Genomic DNA, 15,439 nt, shown 5'->3' with positions numbered 1-15,439 from the left:
CGATCTTACGCCGTCCCCTTCGGCCCCTGCTCGCCGGATACCCCCGCGGCCTGGGCCGCCTGGGTGTCCACCACCACGGTCCGGTCGCGCTCGTCGACCCGCAGCGCGCCGGTCATGATGGCGACGACCTCGGACATCGCGTGGTCGCCCGGCTTGACCACGGCCACGCGCCTGCCGAGGCGCTGGATGTGGATGCGGTCGGCGATCTCGAAGACGTGCGGCATGTTGTGGCTGATCAGCACCACCGGCAGGCCGCGGTCCCTGACCCGCCGGATCAGGTCGAGGACCTGGGCCGACTCCTTGACGCCGAGCGCGGCGGTCGGCTCGTCCATGATGACCACGTGCCGGGCCCAGGCGGCGGCCCTGGCCACGGCCACGCCCTGGCGCTGGCCGCCGGACAGGTTCTCCACCGGCTGGGTCAGCGACCGGATGCCGATCTTGAGGTCCTGCATGTGCCGGGCGGCCTCGGCGCGCATGCCGGGCTTGTCGAGCATGCGCAGCACCGACCCCAGGACGCCCTTGCGGCGGCGCTCCCGGCCGAGGAAGAGGTTGCTGGCGATGTCCAGGGCGGGCGCCACGGCCAGCTCCTGGTAGACCGTCTCGATTCCGGCCCGCCGGGCCTCCAGCGGGGAGCGGAAGGACACCGGGCGGCCGTCGAGCAGGATCTCGCCCTCGTCCGGGACGATGGCGCCGGTGAGCGCCTTGATGAGCGTCGTCTTGCCGGCCCCGTTGTCGCCGATCACGGCGAGCACCTCGCCGGGCAGCAGCTCGAAGTCGGCGCCGTCCAGCGCGGTCACGTGGCCGTAGCGCTTGACCAGGCCGCGGGCGGCCAGCACGGGTTCGGTCACTTGACCCTCCTGCGCGAGATCTGGTCCACAGTGACGGCGAGGATCACCAGGATGCCGGTGATGAGGATCTGGTAGATCGACGGGACGCCGATCAGCTGCAGGCCGTTGCGGATCACGCCCACGATGAGCGCGCCGATGAGCGTGCCCAGGATGAGGCCGCGCCCGCCGAACAGGCTGGTGCCGCCCAGCACCACGGCGGTGATGCTGTCGAGGTTGTCGGTCTGCCCGGCCTGGGGGTCGCCCACGCCGGTCCTGGCCACCAGCAGCAGGCCGGCGATGCCGTACACCAGGCCGGCGGTGGCGTACACGCCCAGCAGCACCCGGTTGGTCCTGATGCCGGTCAGCCGGGCCGCCTCGGCGTTGTTGCCGACGGCGTAGACGTGCTTGCCCCAGGCGGTCTGGCCCAGCAGGTAGGCGAACAGCAGGAACAGCGCGATCGTCACGACCGAGCCGTAGGTGACCTGGGTGTCGCCGATCGCGAACGTGTTGCCCAGCGCGGTCAGCTCCGGCGGCAGGCCGGTGACGGTCTGCTCGTCGGAGTACAGGTGCGTCAGGGCGAAGGCGATGTTGAGCATGCCCAGCGTCACGATGAACGGCGGCAGCGGCACCCTGGTCACCAGCAGCCCGTTGGCCAGGCCGAAGGCCGTGCACACCGCCAGCCCGGCGAGGACGGCCAGCAGCGGCGGCAGCCCGGACTCCACGGCGAGCTTGGTCATGACGATCGTGCCGAACGCCATGATCGCGCCGTTGGCCAGGTCGATCCCCGCGGTGAGGATGATCAGCGTCTGGCCGATGGCGAGCGTGCCGACCACCATCACCTGCTGGATGATCAGCGACAGGTTGCCGCCGGTGAGGAAGCGGTCGGTCTGCGTGGCGAAGAAGGCGCAGGCGATGAGCAGCGCCACCAGCGGCCCGACGACCGAGCCGGTGAGGAGGCGCTGACGGATCGCCGTGGCGGCGGACCGCTCGGGAGGGGCGATCGTCGGGGCGGTCATGTCAGCCCCAGCAGTTCTGCAGGCCGTACTGGACGTCCTTGGACTCCACGCCGGGCACCGGCTTGGCGGTGATCAGCGTGGTGCCGGTGTCGACGTAGCCGGAGGCCTTGGTGCCGCTCTGGGCGTAGGACACCACGGCGTCAACGCCCTGCGTCGCCATCTTCAGCGGGTACTGCTGCGAGGTGGCCGCGATCTTGCCCTCCTGGATCGCCTTGACCCCGGTGCAGCCGCCGTCCACGGAGACGATCATGACGTCCTTGTCCTTGCCGGCCGCCTTCAGCGCGGTCCAGGCGCCCAGCGCCGCGGGCTCGTTGATCGTGTAGACCAGGTTGATGCCCGGGTCCTTCTGCAGGCAGTTCTCCATCGCGGTCTGGCCCTTGGCCTGGTCGCCCGCGGTGTCCTGGCTGCACACCACGCGCGGGTCGGTGGCCTGCTCCTTGGTGTCCTGGGTGATGCCGGGCACGCCCAGGCCGGACAGGAAGCCGTTGTGGCGCAGGACGCCGACGGTGATGCCGGGCGCCAGGTCCAGCGTGGCGATCTTGAGCTGCTTGCCGGCGTTGGCCGCGGCCGCGTACTTGCCGATCAGCACGCCCGCCTGGAAGTTGTTGGTCGCGAACAGCGCGTCCACGGCGCTCTGCGGATCGGTGGGCGTGTCGAGCGCGATGACGAGCACGCCCTGGCGGCGCGCCTTCTCGATGGCGGGGACGATCGCCTTGGTGTCGCTCGGGGTGATGAGGATGCCCTTGACCCCGGCCGCGACCATGTTCTCGATCGCCGTCACCTGGCTGGCGTTGTCGCCGTCGAACTTGCCGGCCGCGCTCATCAGCTCGGCGCCCTTGGCCTTGGCCTCCTGCTCGGCGCCCTGCTTCATCTTGACGAAGAAGGGGTTGGTCTCGGTCTTGGTGATGAGGCCGACCTTGATCGCGCCGCCGCCCTGCCCGCCGGGGGTGGTCTGGGCGCCGGTGTCGGAGCCACCGCCGCAGGCGCCCAGCGCCAGCATCGCCCCGGTGAGGGCCAGCGCGCCAACGGTCTTGCCGTACTTTGCCATCATGTGCTTCTCCTGCTGAAACGTCTGCGCTAACGTTGTCATGCGCCAACGTTGTCGCGCGTTCCTCGACTGTGGCCGCTGAAGCTCACCGCGTCAAGACTTGAATGTGAAATAAGCCGCAAAAGTCGGACTAAGCTCGCGGACGGGTCACGCCCGCGGCCCCCGGAAGGTAAGGACTCCAGCGTGATCGTCGTATGCGGAGAAGCCCTCATCGACCTCGTCCCCGCGGACGCGGCGGACACCTGGCGGGCCGTGCCCGGCGGCGGGCCGGCCAACACCGCCCTCGCCGCGGCCCGGCTGGGCACCCGTGCCGCGCTGGCCTGCCGCCTGTCCGGCGACGCCTTCGGCCGCCGGCTGCGCCGCCACCTCGCCGGCAACGGCGTCGACCTGTCCCTGGCCGTGCCCGCCGCCGAGCCGACCACCATCGCCGTGGTGTCGCTGGACGAGCAGGGCGCGGCGGAGTACCGGTTCTACGCCAACGGCACCGCCGACTGGCAGTGGACCCCCGCCGAGCTGCCCGCCTCGCTGCCCCCCGGCACGGCGGGCGTCCACGTCGGCTCGCTGGCCAGCGTCCTGCCCCCGGGGGCCGGGGTGCTGCGCGCCTGGGCCGCGGGGCTGCCACCCGAGGTCACGGTGGTCTACGACGTCAACGTGCGCCCCGCCCTGCTGCCGGGGCGGGAGGAGTACCGCACGCGCGTCGAGGAATGGCTCAAGGTCGCCCACCTGGTCAAGGCCAGCGACGAGGACCTGCGCTGGCTGTATCCGGGCAGCGACCCCCTGCGGGTCGCGCGGTCCTGGGCGGGACGCGACGGGGTGCACACCGTGCTCGTCACGCTGGGCGCCGAGGGGGCGGTGGCGGTGTCCTCCGCCTTCGGGCCCGCGGCGGGGGAGCCGATCCGCGTGCCGGGGATCGCGGTCGAGGTGGCCGACACCGTCGGCGCGGGCGATGCGTTCACGGGGGCGCTGCTGCACTCGCTGCTCACGCAGGGCGGCCTGCGCCCGGCCACGCCCGAGGCGCTGCGCCGCGCTCTGGCCTTCGCGGTGGCGGCGGGCGCGCTGACGTGCACGGTCGCGGGCGCCCAGCCGCCCACCGCCGAGGAGGTGACCAGGATGCTGGAAGGGCTGGCGAGTCCGGGCCGGTGACCTCGCAGGATCCGCGATCACCGGCCGCCTCGATACGCTGCCGCGGGGCTTCACTACCAGCCCTGGCGCGCGCATAGTGGGTTGATGGAGGGCCGGCCGGCTGTCGACGACGCCGCGCTCGAGCGCGAGGCGCTCTCCGTCCTCGAGGCGAACTGGACGGGCGTGGCCACCGTGCCCGCCCCCGGCCTCTACCCCCACCAGTGGAGCTTCGACTCCTCCCTCATCGCCATGGGCCTGGCCCGGCGGCTGCCCGAGCGCGCCAAGACCGAGCTGCTGAGCCTGCTCGACGGCCAGTGGGCGACCGGGATGGTCCCGCACATCGTCTTCCACACCCCCGAGGCGTACTTCCCGGGCCCCTCGGTGTGGCGGTCGCAGGAGCAGCCGGACGCCCCGCGCGGCGTGCTGACCTCGGGCCTGACCGCGCCGCCCCTGCACGCGCTGGCCGTGTGGTGGCTGTGGCGGCACTCCGGCGACGACGGCTTCGTCCGCCGCGTCTTCCCCGCGTTGGCGGCCCAGCACCGCTACCTGGCCACCGCCCGCGACCTGGGCGGCGCCGGGCTGGCCGCGATCGTCCACCCGTGGGAGTCCGGCATGGACGACAGCCCCGCCTGGGACGGGGCGCTGGCCGCGCTGCCGGAGATCCGGTACGGTTACCGCACCGTCGGCCTCGACGAGCGCCACCCCGGCAGCGACCACGACCGCTACCTGTGGCTCGCCCTGCGCTACCGCGACGCCGGATACCGCGCCGAGTACCTGCGCGACGAGCACCCGTTCGCGCTCGAGGACCCCATGTTCAACGGCATCTGGCTGGCCTCCTGCGTCGCGCTCGCCGAGCTGGCCCCCGTCGCGGGCGGCGACGCCGCGCCCTATGCCGAGCAGGCCGAGCGGCTGCGGGCGGCCCTGCTGGAGCGGCTGTGGGACGGCTGCTTCCACGCCCGCGACCTGCGCTCGGGCCGCACGGTCGAGGTGTGCACGGTCGGCGCGTTCGGCCCTCTGCTGGATCCCCAGCTGCCGGTCGACCTGGTGGCCGACCTGGTGGAGACGCTGGAGTCGGCCAGGTTCATGGGCGCCACCGGCTACCCGGTGCCCAGCTGCGAGATCCGCGCCCCGCAGTTCGACCGCACCCGCTACTGGCGCGGCCCCTCCTGGGTGAGCACCAACTGGCTGCTGCGCCGCGCCGCCGTCGTGCACGGCCTGTCCCAGCTGGCCCAGGTGCTCACGACCGCCACCCTGCGCCTGGTACGGCAGGCGGGGTTCCGCGAGTGCTTCGACCCCTTCGACGGCAGCGGCCGGGGCTGCCGCGACTTCTCCTGGAGCGCGGCGCTGACCCTGGATCTGCTCGCCGATAGCGTGGAGGCATGAAGCTTTTCCGCCGTCTGCCGTCCGAGGTGCGCAAGGGGCTGCCGCTGGAGCGGGGGGAGCGGGTGATCGCCCACGCCGCCGGCGCCGACGGCTACCTGGTGGCCACCGAGCGCGCGCTGCTGCTGCCCGAAGGCGTCCGCGTGCCGTACGAGACCGTGGAACGGGCCTGGTGGGAGGACGACGGGCTGCACCTGACGCTGACGGACGGCTCGCGGGCCGGCGCGCGGGTCGACGAGCCGGGCCGCCTGCCCGAGGCGGTGCGCGAGCGGGTGAACGCCACGATCGTGGTGAACAAGCACGTCGAGCTGCCGGGCAGGGGCGGCGTGCGGCTCATCGCGCGCCGCAGGCCGGGCGGCGACCTGCTGGGCTGGCGGCTGGTGTTCGACGAGGGCCTGGACCCCGACGACCCCGGCCTGCGCGCCCAGGCCGAGCAAGCCCTGGAGGGCGTACGGCGGAGCATGGGCGTCTGAGCGCCGGGCGGGCTACGGGGTCAGCCCCGCCAGCCGTGCCCGCAGCAGCGCCGTGACCATCGGGGAGGCCTCCCAGCTGCCGTCGAGCGGCGTGATGGTGACGTGGCCGGCGTCCAGCAGCGTGCGGTCGGCGTCGCGGACCGGGTCGGGCTCGGTGGCCAGGACCGGCAGGACGCGGTAGCAGGCCGCGCAGACCTCGGGCGCGGGGGCGTACCGCGTGGAGACGAAGGCCAAGGTGCCCAGCCGGGCGAAGCTGACCGTGCCGCCGGGCCGTACCGGGTAGTTGACGTTGAGCACGGTCCGCGGCGGCAGGACGCGGCGCGGGTCGCCCAGGCGGGCGACCAGCCTGACGGCGAAGGCGATCGACCGCTGGGCGCTGGGGAAGGACGGCGGGGTGGTCGTGGTGTCCACGGCCGTGCTGAAGGCGACGGCGGGCACCCCGGCGTCCAGGGCCGCGATCGCGGCGCCGACGGTGCCGGAGTGGTTGACGACGGCGGCGACGTTCTGGCCCGCGTTGGGTCCGGAGACCACCAGGTCCGGAGGGTCGCCCGCGAAGACGACGCCGAGGCCGAACGCCACCGCGTCGCCCGGGCTGCCGGTGACCGACCAGACGCCCGGCGACCTCTCGACGGCCTCGACGGTGGCGCCGAAGCGGGCGTTGACGGCGGTGCCGCTGCCGCTGGCGTCGGCGGCCGGGGCGACGATCGTGACCTGGTGCCCGGCGGCGGACAGCGCCTGCCGCAGCGCCTGGATGAACGGGAAGGCGTAGCCGTCGTCGTTGGTGAGGAGGATCCGGAGCCCCTGTCGGGGGTGGGCCTGCGCGGGGGATGATCCGGTGAGGAAGGCTGTGAGCACTAACAGCAGGGCGATGGCGGCGCGTCGGACCATGGGATGCTCCCGTCCCACCTTCGCGCCAGAGGTGTGGTAGACGTCACAGATTTACGTTACAGGTTGGAACGTAATGGTGAGACCGGACGGTGCCCCTGTCAAGGGGGCTCCCGCGAAGGGGCGGCCGAGGGACCCCGCCGTGGACGCGCGGGTGCTGGAGGCCACGCTGGAGCTGCTGGCCGAGGTGGGCTACCGGCAGACCTCGATCGACGCCATCGCGCGGCGGGCCGGGGTGAGCCGGCCGGCGGTCTACCGGCGCTGGACCTCCAAGGCCGACGTCGTCGCGCAGGCCCTGTTCGGCCGGTCGGAGGGGAGCGCGCCGCGGGTGTCGGGAGATCTGCGGCGTGACCTGCGCGCGTGGGTGGACGCCGTGGTGGCCAGGTTCGGGCGGCCCGAGATGGTCCAGGCCTTCCTGGGGCTCATGGCCGAGCTGCCGGACAAGGACCGCTTCCGCGCCGAGCTGGTACGGCCCCGCCGTACCCACCTGGCGGCGACGCTGGGCCAGCCGGGCGTTCGGCCGGGAGTGGACCAGGAGGTCTTCCTGGAGCTGCTGGTGGGCGCGGTCTTCCTGCGCGTGGCCACCGGGCGGGACGTGACCGACCCCGGATACGCCGAGCAGCTGACGGACCTGCTCCACCACGCGGTCGTGGGCGCGTGAGGATCGTCACGCGCCCACGACCGCAGGCACCGTGTCAGTACGGGATACCGGATTTGTCGACCTTGTCGGTCGGCGTGTCCTCCTGCTCCGGCCAGCCCGTCCCGGTGTCGTGCTCCTTGTTCAGGAACGGCAGCCGGCGCTGCAGCTTGCTGCCCATCTTGCTCTTGGTCACGTCGGCGACCTTGGACGCCTGGGCGCCCAGGACACCCGCGGCCTCCTGCACCCGGGGGCTGTCGGCGATCCGCTGCGCGGCGCGCTTGATCTGTTCGTAGCGCTCGCGGCCCGCGCGGCTGCCGAGCACGTAGCCGATCGCGAGCCCGGCTGCGAACACCATCCGATATCGCATGTTCCACCTCCGCTTCTCCGGCCCTACCCCGCTGGCGATGCGACACGCACTCCAGGAGTGCGCTAATCTATTCCTGCGCCGCACGCAGGGGGCCAAACGCCCGCTCAGCAGCGCAAAAAGTCCGATCCCGCGTAGCTCAATCGGCAGAGCGTCCGGCTGTTAACCGGCAGGTTATAGGTTCGAGTCCTATCGCGGGAGCAGCGAGAAAGCCCCCTTCCCGGTCCTGCGGGAAGGGGGCTTCGTCATGTGCGCCCCTGCGGGCCGGTCACAGCCCGTACGCGAGAAGTCACAGATTTATTGATTTGCCGGACAACCCGGGACGCGCGGTGAAAGATGTGGATGTCGCGGACAGGAAAGGGAGGGCGGCGGGAAGGGCGCCGCCGAGAGGGTCGTGTCGCGGGCCCGGAACCGGCGGAGCGACCCGTGGAGCCGGAAGGCGTTGGGTTGCCGCGTGCGCACATGGATCAGAGTCCTGCGTCCAGTCCACCGCCGCTCCGCGGCGCGCAAGGCCGTCGACCTGCGGGAGGCCGAGAGCTTCATCCGGCTCTACTGCCGGGAGAACGGGGGGAGCCCGGAGGCGAGGCTGCGCGAGGTGGTCAAAGAGGTGGCCGTCCACGGCACCTACACCCACACGCCCGAGGAGCTGGCCTTCGGCGCGCGGGTGGCCTGGCGCAACAGCAACCGCTGCATCGGCCGGCTGTACTGGCGGTCGCTGCGGGTGCGCGACCGCAGGAGGGTCACCACCGCCGAGGGCGTGGCCCTGGAGTGCGTCCAGCACCTGCGGGAGGCCACCAACGACGGCAAGATCCGCCCCACCATCACCGTCTTCGCCCCCGACCTGCCGTGGCGGCGCGCCCCCCGGATCCTCAACGAGCAGCTGATCCGCTACGCCGGGCACCGGATGGACGACGGCACGATCGTCGGCGACCCCCGCAACGCCGACCTCACCGACGTGGCCGCGAAGCTCGGCTGGGAGGGCAGGGGGACCCGCTTCGACGTGCTGCCGCTCGTCATCCATCCCGGGCGGGGCAAGCCGCTGCTGTGCAACCTGCCGGGCGACGCGGTCCTGGAGGTGCCGATCGTCCATCCGGAGTACGAGTGGTTCGCCGAGCTCGGGCTGCGCTGGCACGCCGTACCGGCGATCTCGGACATGTGCCTGGAGATCGGCGGGATCTGTTACCCCTGCGCGCCGTTCAACGGCTGGTACATGGGCACCGAGATCGGGGCGCGCAACTTCGCCGACGCCGACCGCTACGCCATGCTCCCCGAGGTCGCCAGGCGGCTCGGGCTGGACACCTCAACCGAGCGCACGCTCTGGCGCGACCACGCGCTGGTGGAGCTCAACGTGGCGGTGCTGCACTCCTTCGAGCGCGCCGGCGTCACCATGACCGACCACCACACCGAGTCGCGGCGCTTCCTGAAGCACCTGGAGAAGGAGGAGCGGGCCGGGCGGGTGTGCCCGGCGGACTGGTCGTGGATCGTGCCGCCCCTCTCGGGGGCCGCCACGCCGGTGTTCCACCGCTACTACGACGAGAGCGAGCTGTCTCCGGCCTATGTCCGCCACGCCGACAAGTGATAGAACTTTGTTCTATGGACCTTGTGCTGTCGTCGGTGGACCGGGGCGTGCTGACGCTCACGTTCAACCGGCCGGAGCGGCTCAACGCCTGGACCGACGCCATGGGCAGGCGCTACTTCGACCTGCTGGAGGAGGCGGACCGGGACCCGGCGGTCCGCGCGATCGTGGTCACCGGCGCGGGGAGGGGCTTTTGCGCGGGGGCGGACTTCCAGACGCTGACCGCCCTCCAGACCGGCTCCTACGACGAGCGGCCCGACCCGCGGCCGAACACGTTCCCGACGACCCTCCGCAAGCCGGTCATCGCGGCCGTCAACGGGGCGTGCGCGGGGCTGGGGATGGTGCACGCGCTGGTGTGCGACCTGGTGTTCACGGCCCAGGACGCCAAGTGGACCACCGCCTTCGCGCGCCGGGGGCTGGTGGCGGAGTACGGCCTGGCCTGGGTGCTGCCCAAGCTCGTGGGACAACAGCGGGCGATGGACCTGCTGCTGTCCGGACGGGTGTTCACCGGGGCCGAGGCGCTGGAGCTGGGGCTCGTCAACCGGGCGGTGCCGGGGGAGCGGGTGCTGGCGGAGGCCCAGGAGTACGCCAGGGAGCTGGCCCTGCACAGCTCGCCGGCGTCGATGGCGGTGATCAAGCGCCAGGTGTGGGGCGACTGGGACGTCACGCTGGAGCAGTCGGTCAAGACGGCGGTGCAGGAGATGCTGGCCTCGTTCGGGCGTCCCGACTTCGCCGAGGGCGTGGCGAGCTTCGTCGAGCGCCGCGACCCGCGCTTCCCGCCCCTGTGACCCCCTGGCCACCCCTCAGGCGAGCTTGCGAGCCCCCTGGGCCGGAGTGGCGGTGAGGAAGCGAGGCTCCTTCCAGCCCCGCTCCGCATAGGCGGCGCGCACGGCGGCCTCCACCGAGGCCACCCGGTCCTCGGCCACCAGCGCGATGGCCGAGCCGCCGAAGCCGCCGCCCGTCATGCGCGCGCCCCGGGCGCCGCCCCGGATCGCGGCCTCCACGGCGACGTCCAGCTCCGGGCACGACACCTCGTACTCGTCGCGCAACGACAGGTGCGAGGCGTTGAGCAGCGCGCCGATCTCCGTGATCGCCCCGGCGCGCAGCAGCCCGACGAGCGCCTCCACCCGGTGGTTCTCGGTGACGACGTGCTGCACCCGCTTGCGCTCGTCGCCCTGCAGCCGCGCCAGCGCCCCGGCCAGGTCCGTCACGTCCCGCAGCGCCGCCACGCCCAGCTTGCGCGCCGCCGACTCGCAGTCGGCCCGGCGCTTGGCGTACTGGCCGTCCGCCAGTTCGTGGTGCACGCGCGTGTCGATGATCACGATCCGCAGCCCGTGACCGGCCAGGTCCAGCGGGATCGTCCGGTACCCCAGCGACCGGCAGTCGAGGAACAGCGCCCTGCCCTCCTGCGACAGCGCGGAGGCGGCCTGGTCCATGATGCCGCAGGGCATCCCGACGAAGTCGTTCTCCGCCCGCTGCCCGAGCAGCGCGATCTCCAGGGGGCTCAGGCCCAGGCCGTACAGCTCGTTGAAGGCCGAGGCCACCGCGACCTCCAGGGCCGCGCTGGAGCTCAGCCCGGCGCCCTGCGGCACGTCGCCGTCGATGGCGATGTCCGCGCCGAGGGCGCCCTCCAGCGTCGCCGGGACGCCGACGACGTAGCGCGCCCAGCCCTTCGCCTGCTCGTAGGAGGTGATGGTGAGCGGCTCGCCGGGCGCCTGGAGGGACAGCAGCCGGATCGTCGCGTCCCGCCGGGGGCTGACGGCCGCGGTGACCCCCCACGGCACCGCGAAGGGCAGGACGAAGCCGTCGTTGTAGTCGGTGTGCTCCCCGATCAGGTTCACCCGGCCCGGCGCATGCCAGATCGTGTGGGGTTGTGATCCGAAAGCCGCCCGGAAAGCTTCAGAAACGCGCATAATCCAACGATATTCTCATGCCGCGCAGGAACTCGTCGATCCCGGCCGGGCCCTTGCTCCCGCACGGCGATCAGCCCGACACGCCCGTCGACTCGTGGGACGTGCCGACCGGCTTGGACTCGGGTGAGCCGCGCTGGCGCAGGTAGATGGAGAAGACCACCATCGAGGCGACCGCCAGGAACTCCGACTGCCAGTTCTGCAGCGTGCGGTTCCAGAAGTCCGCCGACAGGACGTAGGACCCCCAGGTCGTGGTGTCGCGCAGCTGCGAGAGCCGGTCGGCGTTGTAGGCGGCCAGCCCGGCGACCGACTGGGCCAGCCACGACAGCGCGAAGACGATCCCCATCACCAGGCCCAGCGAGTTGCTGAACAGCCAGCGCCGAAAACCCCCGGCCTTGGCCCACGCGGGCGAGTCCTCCCGCGCGTACGGGCCGATCTTCTGGTCCTTGTCGGACTCCGCGCCCTCCTTGCCGGGCTCCTTGGACTCGGTGGACCCCTTCTGGATCACCCAGACCGTGACGATGACGAACAGCAGGAACTGCAGGTACTCCGACTGCCAGTTCTCGGCCACGTCGACGGCGAACTCGGAGGAGGCCACGTACTGCGCCACCGAGACCGCGCTGCCCCCCTCGACCACCTGCCGCTCGTTGAAGCTCGCCCACCCGGCGAAGGCCTGGCCCACGAGCGCCATGAAGAACAGGGCGAGGAACACCAGGCTCAGCGCGTTCTCCCTGATCTTCATCGCTGCAGGACCCCCATGGCCATGAACCACACCAAACCGATCACGATGACGGCGAGCGTGGCGGCGAAGACGGCGCGCATCAGCTCTCCACCTCGCAGTCGTACGGCTGGCCCGCCCGCGGCCGGCAGCCGACCGCCTTGACCCGCCAGCCGTCCGGGTAATGGTGCAGGAACACGACGTCCCCGCTCAGCACGACGCGGGCCTCGTCGCCCCACACCTCCGCGCTCTCCACGGAGCCGCCCTGCAGCTGCTGCTTCTTCTTCTCAAGCGCCTGGCCGCAGCCTTCGCTCTCCTCGGGCAGCTTCTCCGCGGTGCGCGGCGCCAGCAACCGGCAGGCCGCGTCCGCCTGGCCGCCGGAAAGCGCCCGGTAGAACTGCTCCGCCGTACGGACCGGGGCCGTGGTGTCGGCGCCGCAGCCGGTGACCAGGACCGCGGCGGCCATCAACAACAGGGCTCTCATGGCGGAGCACTACCCACTATCACCGATATCATCGGGCGACATTTGGTGCATCAAGGGAGGATCTCCGCTTATGGAGCGCACTGACACGCCTTCCTCATGGGACGAGCGGACCACGCTGGAGACCTTCCACGACTACGCGCGAGCGACGGTCGTCCACAAGTGCCAGGGGCTGTCCGACGCCGACGCCCACCGCACGCCGCTGCCGTCATCGCCGCTGATGAGCATCGCCGGGATCGTCAACCACCTGCGCTGGAACGAGCACTGGTGGTTCGAGGTGTTCTTCCTCGGCGGCCGGGACCGGGGGCCGTGGACCGAGGAGGACCCCGACGCCGAGTTCCGCGTCGCGCTGCAGACGCCGCTGGAGCGGCTGCTGGAGGACTACCGGGCCCAGTGCGCCAGGGTCCGCGAGCTGGTCGCCGGCCACGACCTCGACGCCTTCTCCCAGGGGTGGGACAGCTCCGGCCGGCGCATGACGCTGCGCTGGGTGATCGGCCACATGACCGAGGAGACGGCCCGGCACAACGGGCACCTCGACATCATCCGCGAGCTGGTCGACGGGACGACGGGAGCCTAGTCCTCCAGCTGGTCCAGGATGGGCGACAGCAGCGCGTTGAGCTCCCTGACGAGCACGACGAGCGCGCGCTGGGCGCTGTCCTCGACGCGGTCGTGCGGCCCCTCGGGGGCGGGCGGCAGCTCCTCCAGCGGGAGCGGCGCCTGGACCAGCAGGGTGGCGCGCAGGAAGGGGCCGCGGGCGAGGTCCTGCTGGGCGGGCTCGACGTACTGGCCGAAGGTCTTCAGCCAGCCGCGCCAGCCGCGGTCACGCCACCAGGCGCGCGAGCGCGTGAGCTGCCCCGGCAGCGGCGAGACGAGCCGCACTTCCGCGGTCAGCGTGCCGTCCCAGGTGTTGCGGTGGCACGCGGCCTCGAGGATGCGCGGGTCCCGGTGCACGAAGCCGGGCGTGGAGAACGGCGGGGTGGCGATCCGCCAGGCGGTGCAGGCGAAGGTGACGGGCGCGATGTCGCCGAAGGACTCGGCGAACTCCTCCACGTGCTTGCGGACGTGCGTCGCGTAGAGGCTCTCACTCCGGTCGAGCCAGAAGGCCTTGGTCATGCACTCTCCCTTCGCGCACAGACCACCGTACGGCGGGGCCTCGCGGCATGGGTTCCGCTGAGAGCGGAGCCCGCCGCGCTATCTCAAAAACGAGATACCGTGAAAGGTATGAAGGACGAAGACGACCTGCCGCTGCTTCCCGGCTTCAGGGAGATGGCGGCCGCGCGGCGCGAGATGATCGCGCGGCTGTCCGCCGAGCGCAGGGCGTCGGGCCTGTCCCAGACCGAGGTGGCCGCCAGGATGGGCACCTCGCAGTCGGCCGTGGCCCGGCTGGAGTCGGGCGACGGCGACGTGCGCGCCTCGACGCTCGAACGCTACGCCGCAGCGGTCGGCCACCGGATCACCTGGAAGGTGGAGCTTTGACGCACGCTTCTGCGACCGCTTCTACGACCGCTTCCGTGGCGCCGGGGACGCCGGGGACGCTCGGGGGCGCCCCCGGCTGGCCCCCGCCCGAGTGGACCCCGCCCGGCTGGCCCTCGCCGCCGCGGCCGGAGCCCGAACCCGCCAGACGGCCGCCGGTCCCGACCTACTACGTGCCCGTCGGCCCCGATCCCGTCACCGAGCGGCTGCTGGAGCAGCGCATCGTGCTGGCGTACGGCGAGCTGACCGAGGAACGGGTCACCGCCTGGTGCGCCACCATCCTCACGCTCGGCGCGACCGGCCGCGCGCCGATCAAGCTGCACCTGTCGATCCCCGACGGCGACCTCGGCCCCACGCTCACCATGCTCGACACCCTCGACTCGCTCACCGTCGAGGTCGACGCGCTGGTCACCGGGCGGCTCGGCGGCCCGCCCGTGGCGCTGCTGGCCGCCACGACGCGCCGCCGCAGCGCGCCCAACGCGATCTTCCGGCTCGGCGAGCCGCGCCTGACCGCCGCCGGCACCGCCGACGACGTGCTGGCCCAGCAGGAGCAGTCCCGCCGCATGCTGGACACGATCTACTTCCGGCTGGCGGACCTGACCGGCCGCGAGGTGGACGAACTGCGCGACGACGCGGTCAAGGGCCGCACGCTGTCGGCCGCGGAGGCCGTGGCCTACGGGCTGGTGGAGGCCGTCCAGAACTGAGGCCGGCGGCTCGTGCCGTACCGGGCGGGCAGGGCTCGCCCGCCCGGCCTGCGCGCCGCCGTACGGCGGATGAGGGAGGCCATCGGCGGTAAGAACCGAGGGAGGAAAGAGTACCCTCATAAGGTAGACGGTGTAGAAGGAGGCGGGCCGTGAGCCTGAACATCAAGAACCCGGAGGCCGAACGACTCGCCGCCGAGGTCGGCGCGCTCACCGGGGAAAGCAAGACCGCCGCCGTCATCACCGCCCTGCGGGAGCGGCGCGAGCGACTGCTCGCCCAGCGTCAAGAAGCGGCTGACACGGCGATGGCAGACGATCTGCTGGCCCTCGCAGAGAAGATCCGGTCCAGGATCGGCAAGGCGACGCTATCCACCGAGTCCCTCTACGACCCGGAGACCGGGCTGCCGGCATGATCATTGACACCAGTGCCGTCGTCGCGATCCTCAACGGCGAGCCGGACGCGGCCGACTACGCCCGCGCGATCGCGACCGCCCCGATCCGCCGCATGTCGGCCGCCACCTACGTGGAGCTGGCAGCCGTCATGGAGCGCACCCGCGATCCGGTCGCATCCCGCCACCTGGACGACTTCCTGGCCAGGATGAAGGTCGAGATCATGCCGGTCACGCCCGAGCAGGCACACATCGCCCGCCGCGCCTACTGGGACTACGGCAAAGGCAGCGGCCACAAGGCCGGGCTGAACTTCGGAGACTGCTTCGCCTACGCCCTGGCGCGATACCGTCGCGAGCCCCTGCTGTTCAAGGGCGACGACTTCGTCCATACGGATGTGACCCCGGCACTGTGACAAGCGGCGGTGGCCGAGCCCGC

The 15,439-nt window shown here is 72.2% G+C and carries 20 protein-coding genes and 1 tRNA gene; 12 read left to right on the top strand and 9 right to left on the bottom strand.

Annotated elements, in window-relative coordinates:
• Nucleotides 1-5: 5 nt before the first annotated feature.
• The 3 genes from BSB02_RS25115 to BSB02_RS25105 are packed head-to-tail and all read right to left on the bottom strand — an operon-like array spanning nucleotide 6 to nucleotide 2,933.
• The gene (locus BSB02_RS25115) at nucleotides 6-848 is read right to left on the bottom strand and encodes an ATP-binding cassette domain-containing protein (RefSeq protein WP_084962493.1); all 843 of its coding nucleotides are present in this window, start codon (nucleotides 846-848) and stop codon (nucleotides 6-8) included.
• On the bottom strand, nucleotides 845-1,843 hold the full coding sequence (locus BSB02_RS25110; protein ID WP_084962491.1) for an ABC transporter permease: 999 nt from the start codon (nucleotides 1,841-1,843) through the stop codon (nucleotides 845-847). Before BSB02_RS25110 ends, BSB02_RS25115 begins: the two co-directional genes overlap by 4 nt.
• Nucleotide 1,844: 1 nt before the next feature.
• Nucleotides 1,845-2,933, bottom strand: coding sequence for a sugar ABC transporter substrate-binding protein (locus BSB02_RS25105; RefSeq protein WP_240506645.1), 1,089 nt, complete (start codon nucleotides 2,931-2,933; stop codon nucleotides 1,845-1,847).
• A 141-nt stretch (nucleotides 2,934-3,074) separates the two neighbouring features.
• Between BSB02_RS25105 and BSB02_RS25100 the strand changes: the two genes are divergently transcribed.
• The 3 genes from BSB02_RS25100 to BSB02_RS25090 all read left to right on the top strand — a co-directional run bounded on the left by BSB02_RS25100 (nucleotide 3,075) and on the right by BSB02_RS25090 (nucleotide 5,866).
• Nucleotides 3,075-4,034 (top strand): carbohydrate kinase family protein, encoded by a 960-nt coding sequence (locus BSB02_RS25100; protein ID WP_084962490.1) that lies wholly within the window; start codon nucleotides 3,075-3,077, stop codon nucleotides 4,032-4,034.
• Between the two features lie 84 nt (nucleotides 4,035-4,118).
• Entirely contained in the window at nucleotides 4,119-5,396 is a 1,278-nt protein-coding gene (locus tag BSB02_RS25095; RefSeq protein ID WP_084962488.1) for an amylo-alpha-1,6-glucosidase, read from the top strand.
• Entirely contained in the window at nucleotides 5,393-5,866 is a 474-nt protein-coding gene (locus tag BSB02_RS25090) for a hypothetical protein (RefSeq protein WP_084962487.1), read from the top strand. Before BSB02_RS25095 ends, BSB02_RS25090 begins: the two co-directional genes overlap by 4 nt.
• Before the next feature lie 12 nt (nucleotides 5,867-5,878).
• Here the strand turns inward: BSB02_RS25090 and surE are convergent, their stop codons facing one another.
• Nucleotides 5,879-6,754 carry a 5'/3'-nucleotidase SurE gene (gene surE, locus BSB02_RS25085; protein ID WP_084962485.1) on the bottom strand — a complete coding sequence of 292 codons (876 nt, stop codon included), beginning with the start codon at nucleotides 6,752-6,754 and terminating at the stop codon, nucleotides 5,879-5,881.
• 139 nt (nucleotides 6,755-6,893) lie between these two features.
• Between surE and BSB02_RS25080 the strand changes: the two genes are divergently transcribed.
• On the top strand, nucleotides 6,894-7,412 hold the full coding sequence (locus BSB02_RS25080) for a TetR/AcrR family transcriptional regulator (RefSeq protein WP_158088717.1): 519 nt from the start codon (nucleotides 6,894-6,896) through the stop codon (nucleotides 7,410-7,412).
• A gap of 34 nt (nucleotides 7,413-7,446) precedes the next feature.
• Here the strand turns inward: BSB02_RS25080 and BSB02_RS25075 are convergent, their stop codons facing one another.
• On the bottom strand, nucleotides 7,447-7,758 hold the full coding sequence (locus BSB02_RS25075) for a hypothetical protein (protein ID WP_084962482.1): 312 nt from the start codon (nucleotides 7,756-7,758) through the stop codon (nucleotides 7,447-7,449).
• A gap of 125 nt (nucleotides 7,759-7,883) precedes the next feature.
• Here BSB02_RS25075 and BSB02_RS25070 point away from each other — a divergent pair.
• The 3 genes from BSB02_RS25070 (at nucleotide 7,884) to BSB02_RS25060 (ending at nucleotide 10,119) form a co-directional block, all read left to right on the top strand.
• Nucleotides 7,884-7,956: transfer RNA gene (locus tag BSB02_RS25070), tRNA-Asn, on the top strand.
• 253 nt (nucleotides 7,957-8,209) lie between these two features.
• Entirely contained in the window at nucleotides 8,210-9,334 is a 1,125-nt protein-coding gene (locus BSB02_RS25065) for a nitric oxide synthase oxygenase (protein ID WP_084962480.1), read from the top strand.
• 14 nt (nucleotides 9,335-9,348) lie between these two features.
• Nucleotides 9,349-10,119 carry an enoyl-CoA hydratase-related protein gene (locus BSB02_RS25060; protein ID WP_084962478.1) on the top strand — a complete coding sequence of 257 codons (771 nt, stop codon included), beginning with the start codon at nucleotides 9,349-9,351 and terminating at the stop codon, nucleotides 10,117-10,119.
• A gap of 15 nt (nucleotides 10,120-10,134) precedes the next feature.
• On the opposite strand, the gene galK is transcribed toward BSB02_RS25060, so the two are convergent.
• The 3 genes from galK to BSB02_RS25045 form a co-directional block, all read right to left on the bottom strand.
• Nucleotides 10,135-11,244, bottom strand: coding sequence for a galactokinase (gene galK / locus BSB02_RS25055; RefSeq protein ID WP_084962477.1), 1,110 nt, complete (start codon nucleotides 11,242-11,244; stop codon nucleotides 10,135-10,137).
• Between the two features lie 70 nt (nucleotides 11,245-11,314).
• On the bottom strand, nucleotides 11,315-11,983 hold the full coding sequence (locus BSB02_RS25050) for a DUF6766 family protein (RefSeq protein WP_084962475.1): 669 nt from the start codon (nucleotides 11,981-11,983) through the stop codon (nucleotides 11,315-11,317).
• Between the two features lie 79 nt (nucleotides 11,984-12,062).
• The gene (locus BSB02_RS25045; protein ID WP_143591103.1) at nucleotides 12,063-12,443 is read right to left on the bottom strand and encodes a hypothetical protein; all 381 of its coding nucleotides are present in this window, start codon (nucleotides 12,441-12,443) and stop codon (nucleotides 12,063-12,065) included.
• Between the two features lie 70 nt (nucleotides 12,444-12,513).
• Between BSB02_RS25045 and BSB02_RS25040 the strand changes: the two genes are divergently transcribed.
• Nucleotides 12,514-13,017: a DinB family protein gene (locus BSB02_RS25040; protein ID WP_084962471.1), complete on the top strand. Its 504-nt coding sequence runs from the start codon at nucleotides 12,514-12,516 to the stop codon at nucleotides 13,015-13,017.
• Here BSB02_RS25040 and BSB02_RS25035 read toward each other — a convergent pair.
• On the bottom strand, nucleotides 13,014-13,553 hold the full coding sequence (locus tag BSB02_RS25035; RefSeq protein WP_084962469.1) for a hypothetical protein: 540 nt from the start codon (nucleotides 13,551-13,553) through the stop codon (nucleotides 13,014-13,016). The genes BSB02_RS25040 and BSB02_RS25035 overlap by 4 nt on opposite strands.
• A gap of 108 nt (nucleotides 13,554-13,661) precedes the next feature.
• Between BSB02_RS25035 and BSB02_RS25030 the strand changes: the two genes are divergently transcribed.
• From BSB02_RS25030 to BSB02_RS25015, 4 genes are all read left to right on the top strand, one after another.
• Nucleotides 13,662-13,916, top strand: a complete 255-nt coding sequence (locus tag BSB02_RS25030; RefSeq protein WP_084962467.1) for a helix-turn-helix domain-containing protein — start codon at nucleotides 13,662-13,664, stop codon at nucleotides 13,914-13,916.
• A gap of 35 nt (nucleotides 13,917-13,951) precedes the next feature.
• Nucleotides 13,952-14,617, top strand: a complete 666-nt coding sequence (locus BSB02_RS25025) for a ClpP family protease (RefSeq protein ID WP_084962465.1) — start codon at nucleotides 13,952-13,954, stop codon at nucleotides 14,615-14,617.
• 149 nt (nucleotides 14,618-14,766) lie between these two features.
• Complete coding sequence (locus BSB02_RS25020; RefSeq protein ID WP_084962463.1) at nucleotides 14,767-15,027, top strand: type II toxin-antitoxin system VapB family antitoxin; 261 nt, start codon at nucleotides 14,767-14,769, stop codon at nucleotides 15,025-15,027.
• Nucleotides 15,024-15,416: a type II toxin-antitoxin system VapC family toxin gene (locus BSB02_RS25015; protein ID WP_084962461.1), complete on the top strand. Its 393-nt coding sequence runs from the start codon at nucleotides 15,024-15,026 to the stop codon at nucleotides 15,414-15,416. Before BSB02_RS25020 ends, BSB02_RS25015 begins: the two co-directional genes overlap by 4 nt.
• Nucleotides 15,417-15,439: the final 23 nt, after the last annotated feature.

This window comes from Thermoactinospora rubra (assembly GCF_002093975.1).
In the GTDB taxonomy this organism is placed as follows: Bacteria; Actinomycetota; Actinomycetes; order Streptosporangiales; family Streptosporangiaceae; genus Nonomuraea; species Nonomuraea rubra_A.
The sequence above is the reverse complement of the archived record's forward strand: the minus strand, read 5'-3'. Positions and strand labels throughout refer to the sequence as shown.